Origin of the sequence: Bradyrhizobium sp. NP1, assembly GCF_030378205.1 — a bacterium.
In the GTDB taxonomy this organism is placed as follows: Bacteria; Pseudomonadota; Alphaproteobacteria; order Rhizobiales; family Xanthobacteraceae; genus Bradyrhizobium.
In genome coordinates this window covers 1,958,429-1,978,999 of the sequence record NZ_CP127385.1, presented here as the reverse complement: position 1 = coordinate 1,978,999, position 20,571 = coordinate 1,958,429, and the positions used below count along the sequence as shown (strand labels likewise).

The following is a 20,571-nucleotide window of genomic DNA, read 5'->3' as shown; positions in this document are numbered from 1 at the left end:
CGCATGTCCGAGCTCGCGGTCGAGAAGGCCTTCGCCTCTGCCGACGAACAGGTGGTCGAAAGCACGACCATCCGCGCCGTCGCGCGGCGGCTGATGTGGTACGTGATGGCGATGTATTTTCTCGCGATCCTCGATCGCGGCAACATCTCCTTTGCCGCGCTTTCGATGAACAAGGATCTCGGGCTCAATGCCGAGATGTTCGGCATCGGCGTCGGCATCATGTATTTCACCTACGCCTTGTTCGAGATACCGAGCAACCTGATCCTCGGCCGCTACGGCGCCCGCATCACGCTCACCCGCATTGCGATCCTCTGGGGCATCGCCACCGTCCTGATGGCGTTCACGCAAGGACCCTTGAGCCTTTATGCTTTCCGGGCCTTCCTTGGCTTTGCCGAGTCCGGCCTGTTTCCCGGCGTGATGCTGCTGTTGAGCCTGTGGTTTCCGTTCAAATATCGCGCGCGCTACAACGCGATGTTCAACTATGCGGTGCCGATTTCCTATATCTTCGCCTCGCTGATTTCAGGGGCCATACTCGAGCTGCATGGCACCCTCGGCATTCCCGGATGGAAATGGCTGTTCATCCTGGAAGGCCTGCCGCCGATCATCCTCGGCGTTGTCGGCATCTTCTACCTGACCGACCGTCCCAACGATGCCAGCTGGCTGACGACGGAACAGAAAAGATGGCTCAACGGCGCGCTTGAACATGATACGCGCGCCAGGGGCGTCGTGCATGGCGAAGGCGTGTGGAGGACCATCACAAGGCCGATGGTGCTGTTGTTCGGCCTCTGCAATTTCGGCCTGTTTTGCGCACTGGCATCGCTGTTCCCCTGGCTGCCGCAGATCATCAAGACGTTCGGGCTTCCGGCATCACAGGTCGGCATGGTCACCGCGATCCCGCCGATCGCCGGACTGGTGGGGATGATTGCACTGTCGCGTCATTCCGACCATGTCGGCGAACGCTTCTACTATACGATCGCCACCATGCTGCTCGCGGCGTCAGGTTTCGCGATCGCCGCCTTTGCGACCACGCCGGTGCTGATCATCGTCGGCTTCATGGTCGCCAATGTCGGCGTCTACGGAACGCAGGCGGTGTTCTGGACCATCCCGCAATCCTATCTGTCGCGGGAAAGCGCGCCCGGCGCGATCGGGCTGGTGGCCATGATCGGCAGCATCGGCGGCGCACTGATCCCTGTCGTGATCGGACGGATCAAGGATGCTAGCGGCAGCTTCACCGGCGGCTTCCTGGTGGTCTCCGGCGTTCTGGTTGCGGCCGCAGTGCTGATCTTCATCGCGCGGCCGAAGCTGATCCAGGCCGCACAGGCCGCGCGCTGAGAAAGCAGCCCTGAGCCGCCGCCCTTGATCGCGCCGGCTGACTTTGCTCTTGTGCGGGAACCGACGGACGTCGCTCCACACGATCGAGGTGATGAACGAAATTCCATGACACAGCCAAGCACCAGGACGAGAGCCGCCCCCGCGCCGGGAAATGCAAAGGCGGCGAGCCACGCGAAGCTCGTCATCGACTTCGACCGCTATATCCCAACCGTGCTGTCGAGCTTCGTCGCCAGGCTCAGGGCAAGCTCGAACGTGTTTTTCCTGCAGCGCTATGGCGTTTCGCTCGCGCAGTGGCGCATCCTGTCCTTTCTCGCCGAGCACCAGCCGGCCAGCGCCTACGACATCTGGACCCGGGCCAGCCTCGACAAGGCCGTCGTCAGCCGCGAGGCGGGCGCGCTCGCCCGCAAGGGCCTGGTCAAGATCGAGCAGGTCAAGGGCGACGCGCGCAACCGCTCGGAGATCCGGCTGTCGAAGGCCGGCACCGAGTTGCTCGATCGCAGCCTGAGCGAAATTCTCAGGCGCCACGACAATCTTACCGCGGGGCTCGATGCGAAATCGGTCGAGACGTTCCTGCGCGTGATCCGCCATCTCGAAGATCGCATTCCCCACATGGGCGACCAATCCGACCTTCCGTATTCGAGCCACGCGCCGGTGAAGCGAATCAGGCGCGGCGCGCAAGGCGCGGGCTAGTGGTCCGATTCCGGCAAAATGGGTAGCGAACGTCAAATCCGCTCCCCTAGACTGCGTCGATCTGCTGGCGAGAAGCCTGACCATCCGGCTAGTTCACCGTGGCGTGTAAAATTCCCAGATTGGAGAAAATCCATTTGGAGGGATCCATGAACGACACAACCAGCCTTGCTTCGCTATCTTCCGCCATCACGAACGTCGTCGCACGAGCTGCCCCCGCGATCGTTTCCGTGCATTCGCACCGTTTGCGGGCAACCGGCTTCGTGTGGAAGAAAGGCCTCGTCATCACCGCCGAGGAGGCGCTCGCGGACGAAGGCGAGGTCTCGATCAGGCTGCCGGACGGCTCCGTGCAGCAGGCCACTATCGCGGGACGCGACCACACCACGGATGTCGCATTGCTGCGCGTCGACACCGGGAGCATTCCGCCGATCACGCTGTCGCAACAGGTCCCCGCGCTCGGCACGCTCTGCGTCGTCGCCGCCGCGGAACACGGCGTGCCCACGGCTGCACTCGGCACTGTCTCGCTGGTCGGCAAGCCCTGGCGCAGCCTGCGCGGCGGCGAGATCGACGCCAGGATCGAACTCGACGTCCGGCTGCGTCACGGCCACCAGGGCGGGCTCGCGCTCAATGCCACGGGCGAAGCCATCGGCATGGCGGTGCTCGGCCCGCGGCGCGTGCTCGTGATTCCCTCGGCCACGATCGAGCGCGTCGCGAGCCGGCTCGAAACCCACGGGCGGATCGGGCGCGGCTATCTCGGCGTCGGATTGCAACCGGTCAAGCTCGACGACGGGATCGGCGCGATGGTGATGAGCCTCGACGGCGAAGGTCCTTCGGCGGCCGCGGGTATCCGGCAGGGCGACATCATCGTCGCCTGGAACGACCAGAAGCTCTCCGGCGTGCGGGCGCTACTGCAGGCGCTCGGCCCGGAAAGCATCGGCTCGGTCGTCGACGTCGCCGTGCGGCGCGCAGGCGAGCCAGCACGCTTCAAGGTCACCATCGGCGAAAGGCGCGAAGCGTGAGCGAGGAAGGTTCTTCAGCGATCGTCGTCGCCATCGAGGTCGAGGATCCGGTCCTGGCCGACCGGATCGCCGCGCTGCTCGCCGGCGTGGCCGGCCTGCGCATCGCCGCACCGGGCGAGGCGGCCGCGCTGGCGCTGGTGTCGCGGACGACACCGCGCACCTCCGGAGCGCAGGAGTTCGACCTCACGCCGCGCGAGCGCGACGTGCTGGGGCTATTGGCCGAAGGCGCCTCGAACAAGGCGATCGCCAAGCGGCTTGGGATTTCGGCGCACACCGTCAAGTTCCACGTCAGCTCGCTGCTCGACAAGCTCGACGCCACCGGCCGTACCGATGCGGTGGCGCATGCGGCGCGGCTCGGCGTGATCCATCTCTGAGACGCCGCCTCAGGCGATCGCGACCGGTCGGATCGGCGAGCCGGTGCTACCCGACAGGCGCAGGGGAAGCGCGATGAACAGCACGCGCGGGCGCCGCAGCGAAGCGATTTCGTCGAGGTTGAGGTTTTCCATGATGTGGATGCCTTCATCCACCAGCATGATGGCGTGAACCGAGACACCCGGCGTCGGCAGGCATTCGAAGCCCGGCGTGTCGGAGCCGACCAGCGTCGCGCCGCGCGCGATCAGCCAGCGCGCCGCCTCCTCGCCGGGGCCGGGCATGCCGCCGCGACGGCCGATGAAGGTCTCGCCATCGGTCCAGTATTTTGACCAGCCGGTTCGGATCAGGACCGCATCGCCTGCCTTGATCTCGGAGCCGCTCAGCGCCAGCGCGCGCTCCATGTCGGCAACCGAAATCTGTTCGGCCGGACCGAGGCAGTCGACGCCCCTGGCGACGGCGACGTCGAGGACGACGGCAGGCTGGATGATCGGCGGGATGTCAGCCGCATTCAGCTCGCGATAGCCGTCGCGGGTCTCGACCTCGGACACCTTGATGCCGCCATGCAGGCAGCCGTTGCGAGAGAAGTGACCAAGCGCGTCAATATGCGTGCCGGAATGGCCTGACGTGACGATCACCTCGTTGGCAAAGCTCGAGCCGTCTTCCCGCTTCTTCGGATGCGGGTCGCCATGCCGGCGATGCAACGCCAGCGAATAGGGAATGTGCTGATGATAGACCGGCATCGACGGCGCCATCGCATGCGACAGCTCGTAGACTTTTGCCCCTGCCCCGATCGCGCCGAACAGTTTCGCATCGAAGCCCGGCAGCCGGCTGTTCATCGCCATCTCCCCTTTTTGGTCGCGCTGCGCTCACACCCCGATTTTCGGTGCGCGGTGCCTGTCGAGCCCGATCGCGATGTTCTTGTGCTCCATGTAGATCTCGAAGGCGTAGTCGCCGCCGTCGCGGCCGATGCCGCTCGCCTTGACACCGCCGAATGGCGTCGGCAGGTGACGCACATTCTCTGAATTGACCCAGACCATGCCGGCCTCGACACCCTGCGCGACGCGGTGGGCGCGGCCGACGTCGCCGGTCCAGATATAGGCGGCAAGCCCGTAGCGGACGTCGTTGGCGATACGCAGCGCATCCGCCTCGTCCTCGAAGGGGATCACGGTCAGCACGGGTCCGAAAATCTCCTCCTGAGCGATGCGCATCTTGTTGTTGGCATCCGTGAACAGCGTCGGGCAGACGAAATTGCCCTTGCCGTCGAGCGCGCGCTTGCCGCCGACCGCGATCTGCGCACCGTCCTTGGTCGCATGGCCGGCGTAGCTCAGCACCTTCTCGACATGGCGCTGATGGATCAGGGGCCCGATCTCGGTCGCGGGATCGAGCGGATGGCCGACCTTGATCTTCTCGACACGCGCCTTCAGCTCGGCGGTGAACTTGTCGTAGATCGAGCGCTGCACCAGCGCCCGGCTCGAGGACGTGCAGCGCTGGCCGTTGAGGCTGTAGATCATGAACAGCACGGCGTCGCGGGCACGATCGAGGTCGGCATCGTCGAACACGATCACCGGATTCTTGCCGCCGAGCTCGAAATGCACGCGCTTCAGGGTCGGCGCGCCCTGCGCCATGATATGGCTGCCAGTGACGGACTCCCCGACGAAGGCGATCGCCTTGATCGCGGGATGCTCGGTCAATGCCTTGCCGGCACTCTCGCCAAGGCCATGGACCAGGTTGACGATGCCCTTGGGCAAGCCGGCGCCCTCGAACACCTCGCTCATGATCTCGGACAGGATCACCGCGCTGAGCGGGCTCCACTCCGCGGGCTTGTGCACCACCGTGCAGCCTGCCGCCAGCGCCGGCGCGATCTTCCAGGTCGAGAGCATGAAGGGCGTGTTCCACGGCGTGATGACGCCGATCGGCCCGATCGGCTGGCGGACCGTGTAGTTGAGATGAGTCTCGGTCGGCAGCGACAGGCCATCGGGCGCTTCCGGAGCCTTGTCGGCATAGAAGCGAAAATTCTCGGCGCCGCGCAGCGCCGCCTTCGCCATGTAGCGGATCGCCTGGCCACTATCGATGCTCTCGACCAGCGCGATCTCCTCGGAGCGCGCCTCGATCTTGTCGGCGATCTTGTGCAACAGCGCACGGCGCTTCTCGCCGGGAACGGTCTTCCAGACCTGGAAGGCTTCTTCCGCGGCGCGCGCGGCGCGATCGATCTCGGAGGCCCCTCCCGACGACACGTTGCAGAGCACCGAATTGTCGGAGGGATCGAAATCCTCGAAGGTGGCGCTGCTCGTCACGGCTTCACCGGCAATCCGGTGCGGCACGGTGGCGGACCGGAAGCGGGCCAGGAACTGCTGCGCCTTGCGCAGATTGTCGGTCAGTGCATCGTTGGCGAGAGGCTTGTTCATGTCGCTCCCTTTCAGGCTATCGTCTGCTCATGCTGGCTGCCACGGCTTGCGGGCTCGCCCCGGAGCCTGTGTGTGGGCGATACTATTAACATGTTAATTACCTGCCGAAAAGCCCGTTTCTCCGGCGAAATCACCGGTTAGTGAATGTATTCAATCGGCCAGCGTTCCGTCCGAATGAACGATTTCCCCCTCAACCAGGGTCAGGCGGCTCCTGGCCGCGGCAATATCCGCCGGCGCAAGAGCAAGAATGTCGCGATCGAGCACGGCGAGATCGGCACGCCGGCCAACCTCGATCCGGCCCCGTGATCGCTCATGGCCCATCGCGAAGGTGCCGCCCTCAGCATAGGCGGCAAGCGCCTCTCGCATGGACAAGGCCTCGCCGGCATTGAGCAGGAGACCTGAGGCGGTGGTGCGGTCGACGGCCGTCGCGATCGCCTGATAAGCCGACAGCGGCCCGATCGGGTGATCGGAACTGCCGGCAATCACGACGCCCGCCTCGCGGACGCTTCTGCCGGGATAGAGCCGCTGCGCGCGAGCGGGTCCCACCGCTTCCGCAAAGGAGCCACCCAGCCGGTGCAGGAATCCGTATTGCGGCACGACAATGGCCCCAAGCCGGCGGACGCGTGCGATCGCGTCATGTCCCGGCACCGCGAAATGCTCGAGGCGATGGCGCCGGCCTTCGCCGGGCGCGGTTCGCGCGGCCGCTTCCAGACAATCGAGCCAGGTCCCGATGCCGCGGTCGCCGATCACATGCGCCGCGAGCTGCCAGCCGGCGGCATGGGCTTCGATCACCTTGGCACGCAATGCGTCAGGCTCCTCCATCAGGAGGCCGCAGCTATCGCGATCGGCATAGGTTTCCGAGAACGCCGCGGTCCGCGCGCCGATGATGCCGTCGACAAAGAATTTCAGGGTCCGCACCTGCCAGCGCGGATCGATACCAGAAGGCACGAGGTCGAGCCGCCTCGCGTCGGCCGGATCGATCCGCAGCATGAACCCCATGCGCAGCGGCAGGCCACCTGCCTCGCGAAGGGCGTTCCAGACGTTCCATTCGGCCTCGAAGCCATGATTGAAGCCGACCGCGGCCTCCACCGCGGCGACGATGCCGAAACCCAGACATTCGTCGGCGAACTTGCGGATCGCCGCGCTGGTGCGCGCCGGCGACGGCGGCGGGATCAGGCCTGCGACGATATCGGCGGCATGCTCGGTGAGCACGCCGGAGAGTTTTCCTTGCGCACGCTCGATCGTGCCGCCCGGAGGGTCGGGCGTCGTGTCATCGAAGCCTGCACGTGCGAGTGCCGCGGAATTCGCCACCGACAGGTGCCCGCCGGTGCGGCGCAGCAGCACAGGACGGCCATTGGAAACAGCATCGAGCTCGGCGCGCGCGGGGTGACGTCGCTCCTTCAGGAATTGCTCGCTGTAGTCGGCGGACATCACCCATTCGCCGGGCGAGGCGGCCGAACAAGCAGTTCGAACCTGCGCGAGCAGTGCTTCGACAGACGTCGTCGCAGGCCCCAGCGCCAGATTCAGCAGTTCCTGCGCGCGCATGAACAGATGCAAGTGCGCGTCAGTCAATCCGGGCAAGAGCCGGCTGCCACCAAGGTCGATGACCCGGTCGGCCGCCGGCGCATCCTTGCGTGTGCCGATCCAGGCGATCGCGCCGTCCCGGATCAGCAGGCTGTCGGATAACGTGCCATCGGGCGCGCGATCACCGATCAACGCGCCCGTCAGCAGGATGGACTGCGGCCTAGTGGAGCGGATTTGACGTTCGCTAGCCATCTGCCACGATTCCTTCATGCGAACGTCAAATCCAAAGCTCCACTAGCATCAATAGTTTGCCAGTGGTCCTTTGCTTCTAACATTCGCCAACGTGCCTCCCAGATGGGATGCGAATGTTAGAATCGGACCACTAGACCGCATCCTTGACCACGGCGATCATGTCGATCTCGATCTTCAAGCCCGCGCGCGCCAGATGCGCCACGCCGACGGTGGTGCGTGACGGCGGCTCCTTCGGGAAGAATTCGCGGAACACTTCGTTCATGGCCGCGAACTCGTTCATCATGTCGGTCATGTGGATGGTCATCTTCAGCGCCGTGTCCATCGAGGCGCCGCCGGCTTCAGCCAGCGCCTTGACGTTCTCGAGCGCGATGCGGGTCTGCGCCTTGATGTCGGCCGGAAATTCGCGCGTCACCGGGTCCGAGCCGGTCTGACCCGAGATGAACAAGAGCTTGTCCCAGCGGATCGCCGGCGAATAGGGGATGCCGGGCCGCAGGCCGGTGGGTGGAACGATGACGGTACGTGCCATGATGCTTCCTTCGGTTTGTGGACGGAGTAATTGCTAGCCGGCGTCGCGATAGCGTTCACCGGCGCCGAGATAGGCCGCGAGCACCCGCGGATCCTGCTTGAGCTCGGCCGCGGCGCCGGAGGCGACGACGTTGCCGACCTCGAGCACGAAGCCGCGATCGGCGACCGACAGCGCTAGATGCGCGTTCTGCTCGACGAGAATGGCGGTCATGCCATGGGCCTTGAGCCGGGCGATCGCCTCGAAGATCTCCTCGGTGATGCGCGGCGCCAGCCCGATCGAGGGTTCATCCAGCATCAGGAGCTGCGGCTCGGCCATCAGCGCCCGGCCGACCGCAACCATCTGCTGCTCGCCGCCCGACAGCGTGCCGGCGAGCTGACGACGCCGCTCCTTCAGCTTCGGCAGCAGGTCATAGATGCGCTCGACGCTTGCCGCGATCCTGGCGCGCCCCTCGCGGCGGCGCAGGAACGCGCCGAGGCGCAAGTGATCCTCGACGCTCAGATGCGGGAACAGCTCGCGTCTTTCGGGCACGATGACGATGCCGCGCGCGACGCGGGTTTCCGGCTTCAGGTCGCCGATGTCTTCGTCATTGAACGAAACCGATCCGGACTTCTGCTGCAACACGCCCATCAGGCTGTTGAGCAGCGTGGTCTTGCCGGCGCCGTTGGGACCGATGAAGGTGACGAACTCGCCGCGGGCGACGTCGAAGCTGATCGCGTCCAGCGCGATCGCCTCGCCATAGCCCACCGTAAGGCTGGAGACTTCAAGCAGCTTTGTCACTGATGCCACCAAGATAGGCCGCAATCACGGCCGGATCTGCCTGCACTTCCTTCGGACAACCCTGCGCAATGATGCGGCCACGATCGAGCACCACCAGCCGCTCGACGCAGCCCATCACAAGCTCCATGTCATGCTCGACGAGCAGGATCGTGACCCCCTCGGCCTGCAACTGGCGCAGGATCTTCACCAGCATCAGCTTTTCCGAAAAGCGCAGGCCCGCGGCCGGCTCGTCGAGCAGCAATATCTGCGGATCGGCGACCAGCGCGCGCGCAATCTCCACGATGCGCTGCTTACCGAGCGGCAAGCTCCCCGCGGCAAGGTCGGCTTCGGCCTCGAGCCCGACGCGGCGGAGAGCGGCGGATGCGCTGGCAAGCGCCTGACGATTTTCCACGGCATCGAGCGCGAACAGGCCGCGCATGAAGCCCGAGCCCGTGCGCCAGTAGGCACCGAGCGCGACGTTCTCGATCACGCTCAGCGTCGGTACGAGCTGGACATGCTGGAAGGTACGCGCCACGCCTCGCTGCACGATCCGATGGCTTGCAGGCAACGGCGAGCCGAACAGCGTCACCTCGCCGCTGGTCTGCCGCAGCAGACCTGAGATGATGCCGAACAACGTGGTCTTGCCGGCGCCGTTCGGTCCGATCAGGCCTACGAACTCGCCGCGCCCGAGCTGCATGTCGACGTCGGCCAGCGCCTGCAGGCCGCCGAAGCGGATTCCGATTCCCTTCAAATCGAGCAGCACCGCACCCTGTCCGCTCGCGGGCGGCTCGGCCGTGGCCAGGCCCCCTCCGTCACGCGGGCGCGCGGCCGCCTTCGGCAGGAAGCGCTCCAGCACGGGCGACAGGCCCTGCGGCCATTTCAACAGCATCACGACGAGGATTACGCCGAACACGATCACCTCGAGATTGCCGGAAGCACCCCAGCGCGCCAGCACGTCCTGCAGCGCCCATTGCGCGCTTTCCAGCGTCAACGCGCCGACGACGCCGCCGACCGCGCTCGCGGGCCCGCCGACCACCGCCATGATCAGGAGCTTGAACGAGGTGAGCAGCGCGAAGGGTGATGGGCTGACAAAGCGCAACAGATGCACATAGAGCCCGCCGGCGAGCGCCGCGAGCATGGCCGAGAACACGAATACCTTGATGCGCAGCACCGCGGTGTCGACCCCGAAGCTGCGCGCCATGCCGTCGTGGGATTCCAGCGTGGCGATCGCCCGCCCGATCCGCGACGTGCGCAGCCGCGACAAACCGAGCACCGCGAGCAGCACGATACTCCAGACGAGCTGGGTATAGAGCCGGTCGTCGGTGAGCGCATGGCCGAACAGCGACAGCGGCGGGATCTTGTCGAGCCCGGAAGCGCCGCCGGTCACGTCATGCCAGGCGGTGAAGGCGCTCGAAAAGGCGATGCCGTAGGCGAGCGTGGCGAGCGGCAGATAGTGTCCGCGCAGGCGAAGCGTGATGAAGCCGATCAGCGCGGCGACAAGCGCCGTCAACGCGATGCTCACGATCAGGGTGAGGACGGAATCGATGCCATAGGCGCGGGCAACAAGCGCCGAGCCATAGGCGCCGAGCCCCATGAACGCCGCCTGCCCGAGCGAGATCTGACCGGCCTGCAGCAGCAGCACGAGGCCTATCGCCGCAAGCGCATAGATGCCGGCATAGGCGAAGATGCCGACATAGAACGGCGGCAACAGCCACGGAACGACCAGGAGAACGGCGCTTGCCGCTGCGGCGATGACGGCCCGGGGACGCATGGCAGTCACCTCGCGTCCGCGCGCTGCCGGGCATTGCGCCAGAGCAGGATGGGGACCAGCAGGCTGAACACCAGAACGTCACGATAGGCGCTGGCGAGATAGGCCGAGGCCGATTCGAGGCCACCGACCATCATCACGCCCGCCAGCGACAACGGATAATCGACAAGTCCGCCCATCGCTGCGCCGACGAATCCCTTGAGACCGACCATGAAACCCATTTCATAGTTGGCCGTGATCAGCGGCGCCAACAGCATGCCGCTGAGCGCACTGAAGGCCGCGGCGAGCAGGAAGGCAAGTCCGCCCGCGAGATCGACCGGGATGCCGCAGAACTGCGCGCCGAGCCGGTTCATGGCGGAAGCCTGGAGCGCCTTGCCGAGCAGCGTGAACTCCGAGAACAGATAAAGTCCTCCCATCGACAGCAGCGCCACGACGAGGATTGCAACGCTCTGATAGGCGACGAAGACGGGTCCGAGCATGAAACCGCCCGCAGCCACGGGATCGACCGGATAAGGGTTGGCGCCCCAGATCAAAAGCCCGAGCCCCTGCATGATCATGGATACGCCGACCGAGATGATCACGAACACGATCGTTGTCGCGTTCGGGATCGGATGCACCGTGAAGCGGTAGATCAAGACGCCGAGCGGAGCGACAAGGATCAGCGCCACTGCCATCATGCCGATGATCGGCAATTGCAGCGCAAGCGCGGCGCGGGTCAGTGCAATCGCCGCGGCCGCAGCCAGGATCAGGCCGATCGCGACGACAGCCGCGCGGCGCCAGTCCCGCCGCCACCGCGGCGCGTCGAGCAGGACGCAGAGCAAAAGTCCGCCGGCGAGAAGATACAGCGTCCCCGGCATGCGTCCCTGCAACAGGTCGGCAAGCGTCAGCGCGCCCAGCATGACATACTCGCCCTGTGCGATGTTCACCACCCGCGTGACGGCGAACACCAGCACAAGGCTGAGCGCAAGCAGCGCATAGACCAGGCCGTTGGTCAGACCATCGACCAGAAGAAAGAGGATAGTGTCGATCATGCCCTATTTGGCATCATAGAGCCTGAATTCGTCGTTCTTCACAATAGAGATGAACGTGCTGCGCTGGTCGAGACCGAGATGGTCGGTCGGCGAATAGTTGAAGATGCCGCCGACGCCGACGAATTCCTTGGTGCCTTCGATCTTGTCGCGCAGCGCGGCGCGTGCCGCATCGACATTGTCGAGCTTGGTGCCCGACTTCACCGCGGCCTTGGCGGCTTCGATCACGATGTTGCCGGCATCCCAGGACTGGCCGGGGAAGATATCGACCTTCGGCACGTTGAAGCGCTTCTCATAGAGCGAGGCGAACTTGGTGATGACGGGCTTGAGCGGATTGCTGTCGGGCAGGTCGGTGTAAACCAGCACCGGCGTGGTGCCGAGCAGCGCGCCGTCGACGTCCTTCTTGCCGATCGAGATGAAGGCGTTGTTGGCCGAGCCGCCGGAATGATAGATCGGCCCGGTATAGCCGACGCGCTTGAGCGCCTGATGCACCAGCGCCGATGACGGCGGGATGGCGTGGATATAGACCGCGCCGGGATTGGACTGCCGCACCTTCAGCGCCTGCGGGGTGAAATTGGTGTCGGTGCGCGCAAAGCGCTCCGCCGCGACGATATCGACGCCCTTGGCCTTGGCGACGGCCTGCAACGCGACCCAGCCGCCCTCGCCGAAGGAATCCTCAAGGCCCAGGAATGCGACCTGCTTGATGCCGCGTTTGACCATGTCGTCGACGAGCGCTGCGACCTGAAGCTGGTCGGTACTTGGGGTCTTGAAGATCCAGTAGCGGTCCTTGGCCGGCTCGATCACGCTCTGGCCGAGCGCGAGCGAGATGTTCGGCACCTTCGCCTGCGTCACCGTCTCCAGGATCGCCATCGAGGTCGGCGTCGTGGTGCAGCAGATCACGACATGGGCATTGTCCTCGGTGATCAGCTTGCGGACGTTGTTGACCGCTTTGGTCGGATCGGAGGCGTCGTCATAGGTGATGAACTTCACCGTGAACGGCAGGCTGGTGTCGGCCGCGATCTGCTCCTGCAGCAGCTCAAGCGCATTCTTCTCCGGCAGGCCGAGCGCCGACGCGGGCCCGGTCATGGCAACGACGGAACCGATGCGCAGCTCCGGCTTGTCCGCGGCAAAGGCCGTGGCCGACAGCATCAACGCGGCGCAGGCGGCAGCGATGGCGACTACTCTCATGCTTAACTCCCCCTCTTTTCGGTTTGCCCGGCAACGATCAGTCGAGCACGTAGTTTGGTACCGGTTGCAGCAATGGCGGCTTCGTCGGCTGCATCGCCGAGCCGTCGAACGTTTCCACAGCCATCGACTCCTCGAACCAGCGGCGCGGCGGCGGCGCGCCCCAGAAGGTCTGGCGCACCGGATTGTTGAGACTCCAGCGGATCGGCTCCGCCGAAGTGTCGCCGGTGAGATAATCGCCGGTGTAGAGCTCGAAACGGTTGCCGTCGGGATCGCGGACATAGACGAACAGCGCGTTGGAAATGCCGTGGCGCGCGGGCCCGCGCTCGATGCTGTCGGCGTAGCCGGCGCCGGCCAACATGTCGCAGGCCTTGATGATGCCCATCGGCTCCGGCAGCGAGAAGCCGACGTGGTGCGCGGCCGGACCCGCGCCGGTCATCACCGCAATGTCATGGACGGTGGCTTTCCGGAACAGCCAGCTCGCCCAGATGCGCGGCTCCGGCGGCTCTGACTCGGTGTACTCCGCACAGCCGAAGCCGAGCTCCTTGGTGTACCACTCGTAGCCCGCCTGCGCGTCCGGCGTCAGCACGTTGACATGGTCGATCCGTGTCGGCGAGACGCCGCGGTGCAGATGATATTGCTGCACGAGCCACGGCACGGTCGCGATCTTGGCGTAATAATCGATGTTGAAGCCAAGCGGATCCTGCACCCGCAAGGTGCGCCCCTGCCCCAGGATCTCGTTGCCAACCCAGCGGACGGGAAGGCCGAGCTCCTCGAACCGCGCCTTCATGCGCTCCAGATCGTCTTCGCTGGCGACGCGGAAGCCGATGCCGCCGACGCCGCCGCTGTCTGCCTTTCGCAGCACGAAGGTGTGGTGCTGCTTGTCCTCGGTGCAGCGCAGGTAGATGCGGTTCTCGTCGCGCGCGGTCTCGTGCAGCCCGATCAGGTCGACATAGAAGGTGCGGGCCCGCTCGAGGTCGGTGGTGCGGAACTCGACATGTCCGAGCTTCTGGATGTTGGCAATATCCTTGATCCGACCGCCGCTCATGGCCGCCTCCTTTGATTTTGCGGGTATTTCCCGAAACTTAGCGGCCTGCCCCACCCCGTCTGTATCACGCGCTACCAAGCCGACACATTCTTTGGTGCGAGGCCGCCGTGTTACCGCGGGGCGTAGGCGACCGCCTTGATCTCGATAACGAGACCCGGCCGTGCCAGGCCCGCGATCTCCAGGATCGTCCAGGCCGGAAACGGCTCGCGGATGTAGCGGCTCTTGATCTCCACGCAGCGCACCAGATGCTTCTGCAGGCCGACATGATAGGTGACGAGCTCGACGATATCGTCGAGCGTGGCGCCGGCTTCCTCCAGCACGATCTTCAGGCGATCGAAGGCGTTGACGATCTGCCCTTCGTCATCATCGGGCATCGATCCGTCGGGATTGAGACCGATCTGGCCGGCGACATAGATGAAGTCTCCGGCACGGACGGCGGGCGAATAGCCGAACTTCTTGAAGATGGTCGAGCCGTCCTTGGTGGCGAAGATCGGGTTGTTGGAAACGATGGCTTGCTTCTTCACGTTTTTCTCCGATGGTCTGAAGGCCTAGATGCGGGCGGTTGGCGGCAATGGCAGGTCGAGCAAAAGCCGCCCATAGGCTTCGCCGATCATATCCGGCTGCAGCAGCAAATGGCTGCTCATGGCGTGTACGTCGCGAAACAGCCGCTCAATCCGTGTGCCCTGCGGCAGCACCGAGCCACCGAGTGCGGCGAATATCGCCTGCGCGGTGCGGAGCGCCAGGCGCGAGGCAACCGCGATGCGGGTGCGGATCGCGGCGCGATCGATCAGGCTGACGCCGCCGGTGCGCTCCGCCTGGAGCACGATCTCGTCGGCATCGTCAAGCAAGGCACGGCGCAGCATGGCAAGCGTCGCTTCACTGGTCGCGACCTCGATCTGCGCGACCCGATCCTCGACCAGCGCCTTCTGCGCGGCCGGACTGACCTTGGCGCGAACGATGGCGCGGAACTCCTCAGCCACGGCGGAGGCAACGCCGAGCGTCGGCGCCAGCGTCGACATCGCGTTGATGGCGTTGAGCGGCGCATCTGATATCGGGCCGTGATGCGGGCAGGTCGCGTGGCGGCCGCCCTCCTGCAGCACCTGCCAGTTCATCCAGCGATGGTCCGGCACGAAGGTCTTGCTCAGCGCGATGTCCTTGCTGCCGGTGCCGCGCATGCCGAGCACGTTCCAGCTCTGATGATCGATCGCGAAAGCATCCGCCGGAACCAGCACGACATGCATCACGGGCTTGCCGTCCACCGGGATCGGCACCAGCAGACCCGCCCAGGTCGCGACATCGATACCGGAGGCATAGCGCCAGCGGCCGCTCAGGAGCATACCGCCCGCGACAGGCTCGACCTCGATGTCGTGGCCGACACCGCCGGTCAGGAGCGACACGATGGTGGGCCTGCCCGAGAGGAAGACCTCGCGCTGCGCCTGGTCAGGGAATTTGCCGATCATCACGACGTTGGCGCTGGACAAGCCCAGCACCCAGGCCGTCGAGGAGCAGCCGCGCGCGATCTGGTAGACCGCCTGCCAGGCGGCGCGCGTGTCCATGCCGAGCCCGCCATAGAGGCTCGGCTGGGTGATCCGGAACAGCCCGGCATCGACGAGCCGCTCGGCGACCTCGGGCGGCAGGCTGCGCCGCTGCTCGATCTCGGAGGCGCGGCCCCGCAGCCAGGCCTGCACCTCTTCGGCGCGCGCGAGCAGCGCGGCAAGATCACGGTCAGCCGGTGCAGGACAAGACTGGACAGCCGCCATCGACGACATCTACGCCTCCCGGAGTTGGGCCTCGCCAAAAAACGTGGCGACGTGATGCTAGAACAAGCTATTTTTGCCGCGCTGTATCGCCCTATACGAGATGTGGCGCTATTTCGACCGTAGCAAATCTGGCGGCAGGGAGCCGTTGAGACGAATGCCACAGAAAAAGCTCGGGACCTGGCGGATCGACCGGCAGCTCGTGGAGATGCTGACCGGGCACGCGTGCTATGGCCGGCGGAAGAAGTTCAAAAAGAACGCCGTGCTCTATGAGCAGGGCGAGGTGTCGACCCGCTTCTATTTTGTGATCAAGGGGCTGGTGCAGATCTCGATCATCCGCGCCGACGGCTCGGAAGTCGTGCTTGAGCTGATGGGGCCCGACACGATCTGCGGCGAAGGCTCGGCCTTCGACGGACTGCCGCGCTTCTCCAGCGCCGTCGCGGTCGAGGACACCGAGACCATCGAGTTCGAGACGTCGAAGCTGACGGAAGCGTTCCGCCTGCATCCGGAGTTCGCCGCCTCGCTGTTGCGCGTCACCAGCCTGAAACAGCGGGTGCTGGCGATCCGCCTGAAGCATCTCGCCTCACGCGAGCCACAGGAACGCATCATGGAGCTGTTGACGCGGCTGGAGGAAATGTTCGCGATCGATCATCCGAAAGGACGCCTGCTCGTGACCCACGTGACCCATGAGCAGATCGCGGCGATGACCGGAACGTCGCGCGTGACCGTCACCCGCACGCTGCAGCGCCTTCGCGCGCGGGGCCGCATCGGCATTCTCGACGGTCACATCGTCCTGATGCGCCGGCGCAGCGGCTGACGAGCCTTGCGAAATGTTTCGCGCTCATGCCGCGGAAAGGCTGGCGTCCGCGAGCCCGTAGCGACCTTCGTGATAGACCAGTGGGCGCTGCGCCTTCGCGGGCCCCAGAATGTCCTTCACCTCGCCGACAATGATGCGGTGGTCGCCACCGGGATAGACGCACGCGACCTCGCAGAACAGCGCACCGTTTGAATCGGGGATTGTGAGCCACGGGCCCGATCGCCGGCAATCGGCGATATCCCAATTGTCGCCCTGTCCGGCAAAACGGCGGGATACATCCTGCTGCGCCGCGGTGAGGACATTGACCGAGAACAGGCCCCGGTCGATGATCATGCGCGCCGTCCGGCTCTCGTTTCTGGCGCAGAACAACAGGAGCGACGGATCGAGGCTGAGCGAGGTCAGCGAGTTGACGGTCAGCCCGATCACACCGTCAGGCGTGTCTGCCAGCACAACCGCCACGCCGGTCGCAAAGCGGCCCATCATCTGGCGAAAGGTCGGCGTTGCGCTCAAGGCCGTCTCCTGCGTCGCTGTCCTCAGTCAACGCAGGATGCCGGAGAACAGGGCCTTCGCGCTGTATCGCCATACACAGGCGGCGCTTCGAAGCGCGCGATCAGGCGCGGCCGGCGAGCACCTTGTCGCGGCCCACGAAGCCGGCGCGCGGTGCGCGCACCAGCTCGTATTGGCCGCGCTTGCAGCGCACGGCGCCCTGGCGGCGCAGCCGTTGCATCGCCCGGGTCACGGTGATGCGGGAGGCGCCGATCAAATCCGCGATCTGCTGATGCGTCAGCACGATCGCCGGCGCATCCCGGGAGCTGATCTGCGCCAACAGCTCGGTGATGCGGACTTCGGGCGAAGCCTGCGCCACCTGCACGAGCCGGCTCGCCAGCGTCCGCTGCTTGAGCGACATGGCGTGCACGATCAGCGCCGAAAGCTCGGGATCCGACGACATCAGCTTGGAGAAATCGGCCGCCGGAATCACCAGCACCTCGCTCGCCTCGAGCGCGCTTGCGCTCGAGAAGCGCGGCAACTGATCGAACGCCGCGCCTTCGCCGCAAAGCGCACCCGGCCCGACGATGTCGATCAGCAGCTCATGGCCGCCGCTGCCGAGCATACCGATCCCGACCCGGCCGGAGATCACGACATAGACCTGGCTGCTCACCTCGCCCTGGCGGTAGATCACGCAACCCTTCGCGATCCTGCGGCGTGCAAGCGGCGGAGAAAGCCTGAGCAGATGGGTAAGCATCGCGGACGGGACGCGCAGCGTCTCCGTCACTTCCGGGCGACCGCTTGCCGCCGACGATGAACCTGCCTCCGACATGTCTTTCTCCTCGGCCCCGGCAACTACAGCGCCCAAGACCAACGCCTTTATATATCATCGGCTGGATCGGCTTAGAACCGCGTCATTGCCGCAGCCGGGGTGAATTGCGGCCAAGGCTCCCGCCGCACGGAAAAAGCCGGGTTCCGGGCAGCTTCACGCTTCGGGAAGATGCTGGCATGCAACGGCGAACTCCCGCATCATGGATGCGAGCCCGCGGAAATGATGCTAGCAACCTAGTGTCCCGGACCCGAAGTTCGCATCATTTCGCGGCGAGTTTTCTTTTGCGAGCTTCGGGTCCGAAAGGACACTAGCAATTCTACGATTCCAGTGTGGTTTTGGTTCGGAAGTTGGTTTGGTGAACTCGCGGCATAAAACGAAGAGAACGTCCGAACCACCACACTAGATATCGCGACCGCCCCTTTCACCCAGATGTTGCAGATCACCCAACAATTCGGCTGGCGCCAGGGCCTGTTCTCGGTGAAGACGTTTGTCGCCGCGATGCTCGCGCTCTACATCGCATTCCGTCTCAATCTCTCGCAGCCGAGCTGGTCCCTGACCACGGTCTACATCGTGTCGCAGCCGCTCGCCGGCATGGTGCTTGCAAAATCTCTGTATCGCGTGCTGGGGACCCTGATCGGCGCGGTCGTGTCGCTCGTCATGGTGGCGCTGTTCTCCAACACGCCGGAGCTGTTTTGTCTCGCGCTGGCGCTCTGGATCGGGCTTGGAACCTTCGTCTCGATCTATCTGCGCGATGCCCCGCAATCCTATGCCGGCATCCTCGCGGGCTATTCCGCCGCGATCATCGGGCTGCCGGCTGCGCTCGCCCCTGAGACCGCGTTCGACTACGCGGTGGCACGCTGCCTGGAAATCATGCTCGGGATCGCCTGCGGCGCGGTGATGCATCACGTCATCTTCCCGGTCCGGGCAGGCGACGCGTTGCGCAAGGCGCTCGATGCGACATTGCCGGCCATGGCGCGCTGGGCCGGCGACGCGCTGCGCGGCGAAGGCAGCGAGGAGAAGGGCCTGATCGACCGCCGACGGATCATTTCCGACGTCGTCGCGCTCGACAATCTCAGGGTCTTCGCCTCGCTCGACACGCCGTCCTTGCGGGCCGTCGACCAGGTGATCCGGCAATTCGAGGGCCAGTTGATGTCGTTGCTGGCACTCCTGATGTCGGTTTACGACCGCTTCGCTCTGCTGCGGGGTCGCCGGCCGGAGGTGGCGGATCAATTGCGGCCGCTGCTGGAGCGCGCCGCAGGCTGTATTGCCAGTGCACTCGAAGCCACGACGCCGGGTGAAGCGAAGAACGAAAGCGAGGCCGAGCACGGGCTCAAAGCGGATATCGAGGCGGCGCTGCCGTCTTCGGAAACACTGCGCACTGACCCCGATGGTTTCCTGCTGCGCAGCATCCTGTTGCGGCTCGGCGATGTGATCGCGCTATGGCGCAAGGCGGTCTGGCTGCGCACCCATATTTATGTCGGCGCGGTGCCTGAGGAGGATGAGCCTGCGCCGTCGCTACGCCCCTATCGCGACGTGACGCTGGCGACGATCGGCGCGCTGATTTCCGTCGTCACGGTGCTTGCGGCAAGCGCCTTCTGGATCTTCTCGGCATGGCCGAGCGGGCCGACCGCCGTGACCTTCGCCGGCATCATGTGCGCGATCATGGGGGCACGTGACGATCCCGCGCAGGCCTCCGCCGTCTTCCTGAAGATGACCATCGTCGGCGTGGCGATCGCGGCGCTTTACATGATCGTGCTACCGACACTGTCAACCTTCCCGGCGCTCATCGTCGCGCTGGCGCCGTTCTATCTCGTTTGCGGCCTGCTGCTGGCCTCGCCCGCCATGGTGCCCTACACGATGCCGATGATCTTCGTCGGCGGCGGATTGCTCGGGCTCTCCAACGCCATGAGCTACGACTTCGAGGCATTCCTCAACAGCGCGCTCGGCTATGTCGTCGGCATCGGCATTGGCGCGCTGTCGCTCGGCCTCTTGCGTCCGCTCGGCACCGACTGGGCGGTGCAGCGCATCGTCAGCGGCATCTTCACCGAACTCGCCGAGGTCGCGGGACCGGGGCCGGCCGTGCCGCGCTCGACCTTCGAGAGCCGCATGTTCGATCGTATCAACGCGCTTTTCATGCGGCTCGATCCCATGCTGGCGGATCAGCGTTCCACCCTGCAGGCGAGCCTCGGCAGCCTTCGCATCGGCCTCAATATCCTGGTGCTGCGCACCCTGCAGCAGGAATTGCCGGCGGAGGCGGCGGTACCGCTGCAGCAGTCATTTGCGGCGCTTGCGGAGTATTTCTGGCACAAGGGCCGCAAGCGCGCCTGGCCGGTCGCGGTGCTTGAGGCCTCGCGACACCGGATCCTCGAGATCGGGGATACGCCGGCGCTGACGCGGGTCGCTGAAGCGCTGTACAATATCGAGGCGACGCTGCGGCTGCATGCCGATTTCTTCGCGCCGACGACCACCCATTCGGAGGCGCGCGACGCGCCTGGGATCGCAACGAACCGCACTGCATCATGACGACAGACGGGTAGAACGCATGATCAAGGAAATCAGCCTCGACGGAGTGTACCTGCCGCCGCTCCTCGGCTATCTCGCGGGAACGGCGCTGGTCTGGTATCTGCTCCGCGCCCTGCTGGGCCGGCTCGGGGTCTACCGCTACGTCTGGCATCCGCCATTGTTCAACACTGCACTGTATGTGATCCTGCTCAGCGCGTTCGTGACTGCAACCCTTTAGGCCGCGCCAGTTGATCGGCATGAACTGTTGCGAAAAA

20 protein-coding genes are annotated in these 20,571 nt (G+C 65.2%); 7 read left to right on the top strand and 13 right to left on the bottom strand.

Going from position 1 to position 20,571, the window contains the following annotated elements:
- Positions 1-3 precede the first annotated feature (3 nt).
- The 4 genes from QOU61_RS09510 (at position 4) to QOU61_RS09495 (ending at position 3,412) form a co-directional block, all read left to right on the top strand.
- The gene (locus QOU61_RS09510; protein WP_289657849.1) at positions 4-1,332 is read left to right on the top strand and encodes an MFS transporter; all 1,329 of its coding nucleotides are present in this window, start codon (positions 4-6) and stop codon (positions 1,330-1,332) included.
- 105 nt (positions 1,333-1,437) lie between these two features.
- The gene (locus QOU61_RS09505; RefSeq protein ID WP_289657848.1) at positions 1,438-2,022 is read left to right on the top strand and encodes a MarR family winged helix-turn-helix transcriptional regulator; all 585 of its coding nucleotides are present in this window, start codon (positions 1,438-1,440) and stop codon (positions 2,020-2,022) included.
- Positions 2,023-2,168: 146 nt separating this feature from the next.
- The gene (locus tag QOU61_RS09500; RefSeq protein ID WP_289657847.1) at positions 2,169-3,038 is read left to right on the top strand and encodes a S1C family serine protease; all 870 of its coding nucleotides are present in this window, start codon (positions 2,169-2,171) and stop codon (positions 3,036-3,038) included.
- Positions 3,035-3,412, top strand: a complete 378-nt coding sequence (locus QOU61_RS09495) for a response regulator transcription factor (protein ID WP_289657846.1) — start codon at positions 3,035-3,037, stop codon at positions 3,410-3,412. Before QOU61_RS09500 ends, QOU61_RS09495 begins: the two co-directional genes overlap by 4 nt.
- Positions 3,413-3,421: 9 nt before the next feature.
- Here the strand turns inward: QOU61_RS09495 and QOU61_RS09490 are convergent, their stop codons facing one another.
- From QOU61_RS09490 to QOU61_RS09440, 11 genes are all read right to left on the bottom strand, one after another.
- On the bottom strand, positions 3,422-4,246 hold the full coding sequence (locus QOU61_RS09490; protein ID WP_289657845.1) for a cyclase family protein: 825 nt from the start codon (positions 4,244-4,246) through the stop codon (positions 3,422-3,424).
- 30 nt (positions 4,247-4,276) lie between these two features.
- Positions 4,277-5,815 carry a 5-carboxymethyl-2-hydroxymuconate semialdehyde dehydrogenase gene (gene hpaE, locus QOU61_RS09485; protein WP_289657844.1) on the bottom strand — a complete coding sequence of 513 codons (1,539 nt, stop codon included), beginning with the start codon at positions 5,813-5,815 and terminating at the stop codon, positions 4,277-4,279.
- Between the two features lie 150 nt (positions 5,816-5,965).
- Positions 5,966-7,591: an amidohydrolase gene (locus QOU61_RS09480; RefSeq protein WP_289657843.1), complete on the bottom strand. Its 1,626-nt coding sequence runs from the start codon at positions 7,589-7,591 to the stop codon at positions 5,966-5,968.
- Positions 7,592-7,721: 130 nt separating this feature from the next.
- Positions 7,722-8,117, bottom strand: a complete 396-nt coding sequence (locus QOU61_RS09475; RefSeq protein ID WP_289657842.1) for a RidA family protein — start codon at positions 8,115-8,117, stop codon at positions 7,722-7,724.
- Positions 8,118-8,150: 33 nt separating this feature from the next.
- Complete coding sequence (locus QOU61_RS09470; protein WP_289657841.1) at positions 8,151-8,894, bottom strand: ABC transporter ATP-binding protein; 744 nt, start codon at positions 8,892-8,894, stop codon at positions 8,151-8,153.
- The gene (locus QOU61_RS09465; RefSeq protein WP_289657840.1) at positions 8,878-10,644 is read right to left on the bottom strand and encodes a branched-chain amino acid ABC transporter ATP-binding protein/permease; all 1,767 of its coding nucleotides are present in this window, start codon (positions 10,642-10,644) and stop codon (positions 8,878-8,880) included. The genes QOU61_RS09470 and QOU61_RS09465 overlap by 17 nt, the downstream gene beginning before the upstream one ends.
- A 5-nt stretch (positions 10,645-10,649) precedes the next feature.
- Positions 10,650-11,672, bottom strand: a complete 1,023-nt coding sequence (locus QOU61_RS09460; RefSeq protein WP_289657839.1) for a branched-chain amino acid ABC transporter permease — start codon at positions 11,670-11,672, stop codon at positions 10,650-10,652.
- Positions 11,673-11,675: 3 nt separating this feature from the next.
- Positions 11,676-12,857 (bottom strand): ABC transporter substrate-binding protein, encoded by a 1,182-nt coding sequence (locus tag QOU61_RS09455; RefSeq protein WP_289657838.1) that lies wholly within the window; start codon positions 12,855-12,857, stop codon positions 11,676-11,678.
- Between the two features lie 37 nt (positions 12,858-12,894).
- Complete coding sequence (gene hpaD / locus QOU61_RS09450; RefSeq protein WP_289657837.1) at positions 12,895-13,902, bottom strand: 3,4-dihydroxyphenylacetate 2,3-dioxygenase; 1,008 nt, start codon at positions 13,900-13,902, stop codon at positions 12,895-12,897.
- A 110-nt stretch (positions 13,903-14,012) separates the two neighbouring features.
- The gene (locus QOU61_RS09445) at positions 14,013-14,426 is read right to left on the bottom strand and encodes a RidA family protein (protein ID WP_289657836.1); all 414 of its coding nucleotides are present in this window, start codon (positions 14,424-14,426) and stop codon (positions 14,013-14,015) included.
- Positions 14,427-14,450: 24 nt separating this feature from the next.
- Complete coding sequence (locus QOU61_RS09440; RefSeq protein ID WP_289657835.1) at positions 14,451-15,671, bottom strand: acyl-CoA dehydrogenase family protein; 1,221 nt, start codon at positions 15,669-15,671, stop codon at positions 14,451-14,453.
- Positions 15,672-15,816: 145 nt separating this feature from the next.
- On the opposite strand from QOU61_RS09440, the gene QOU61_RS09435 reads away from it, so the two are divergent.
- Positions 15,817-16,476 carry a Crp/Fnr family transcriptional regulator gene (locus tag QOU61_RS09435; RefSeq protein WP_289657834.1) on the top strand — a complete coding sequence of 220 codons (660 nt, stop codon included), beginning with the start codon at positions 15,817-15,819 and terminating at the stop codon, positions 16,474-16,476.
- Positions 16,477-16,500: 24 nt separating this feature from the next.
- On the opposite strand, the gene QOU61_RS09430 is transcribed toward QOU61_RS09435, so the two are convergent.
- Together QOU61_RS09430 and QOU61_RS09425 are read right to left on the bottom strand one after the other, a co-directional pair.
- Complete coding sequence (locus QOU61_RS09430) at positions 16,501-16,986, bottom strand: flavin reductase family protein (RefSeq protein WP_289657833.1); 486 nt, start codon at positions 16,984-16,986, stop codon at positions 16,501-16,503.
- 100 nt (positions 16,987-17,086) lie between these two features.
- Positions 17,087-17,794, bottom strand: coding sequence for a Crp/Fnr family transcriptional regulator (locus tag QOU61_RS09425; protein ID WP_289657832.1), 708 nt, complete (start codon positions 17,792-17,794; stop codon positions 17,087-17,089).
- A 429-nt stretch (positions 17,795-18,223) separates the two neighbouring features.
- Between QOU61_RS09425 and QOU61_RS09420 the strand changes: the two genes are divergently transcribed.
- Together QOU61_RS09420 and QOU61_RS09415 are read left to right on the top strand one after the other, a co-directional pair.
- The gene (locus QOU61_RS09420; RefSeq protein WP_289657831.1) at positions 18,224-20,317 is read left to right on the top strand and encodes an FUSC family protein; all 2,094 of its coding nucleotides are present in this window, start codon (positions 18,224-18,226) and stop codon (positions 20,315-20,317) included.
- 19 nt (positions 20,318-20,336) lie between these two features.
- The gene (locus QOU61_RS09415) at positions 20,337-20,534 is read left to right on the top strand and encodes a DUF1656 domain-containing protein (RefSeq protein WP_289657830.1); all 198 of its coding nucleotides are present in this window, start codon (positions 20,337-20,339) and stop codon (positions 20,532-20,534) included.
- Positions 20,535-20,571: the final 37 nt, after the last annotated feature.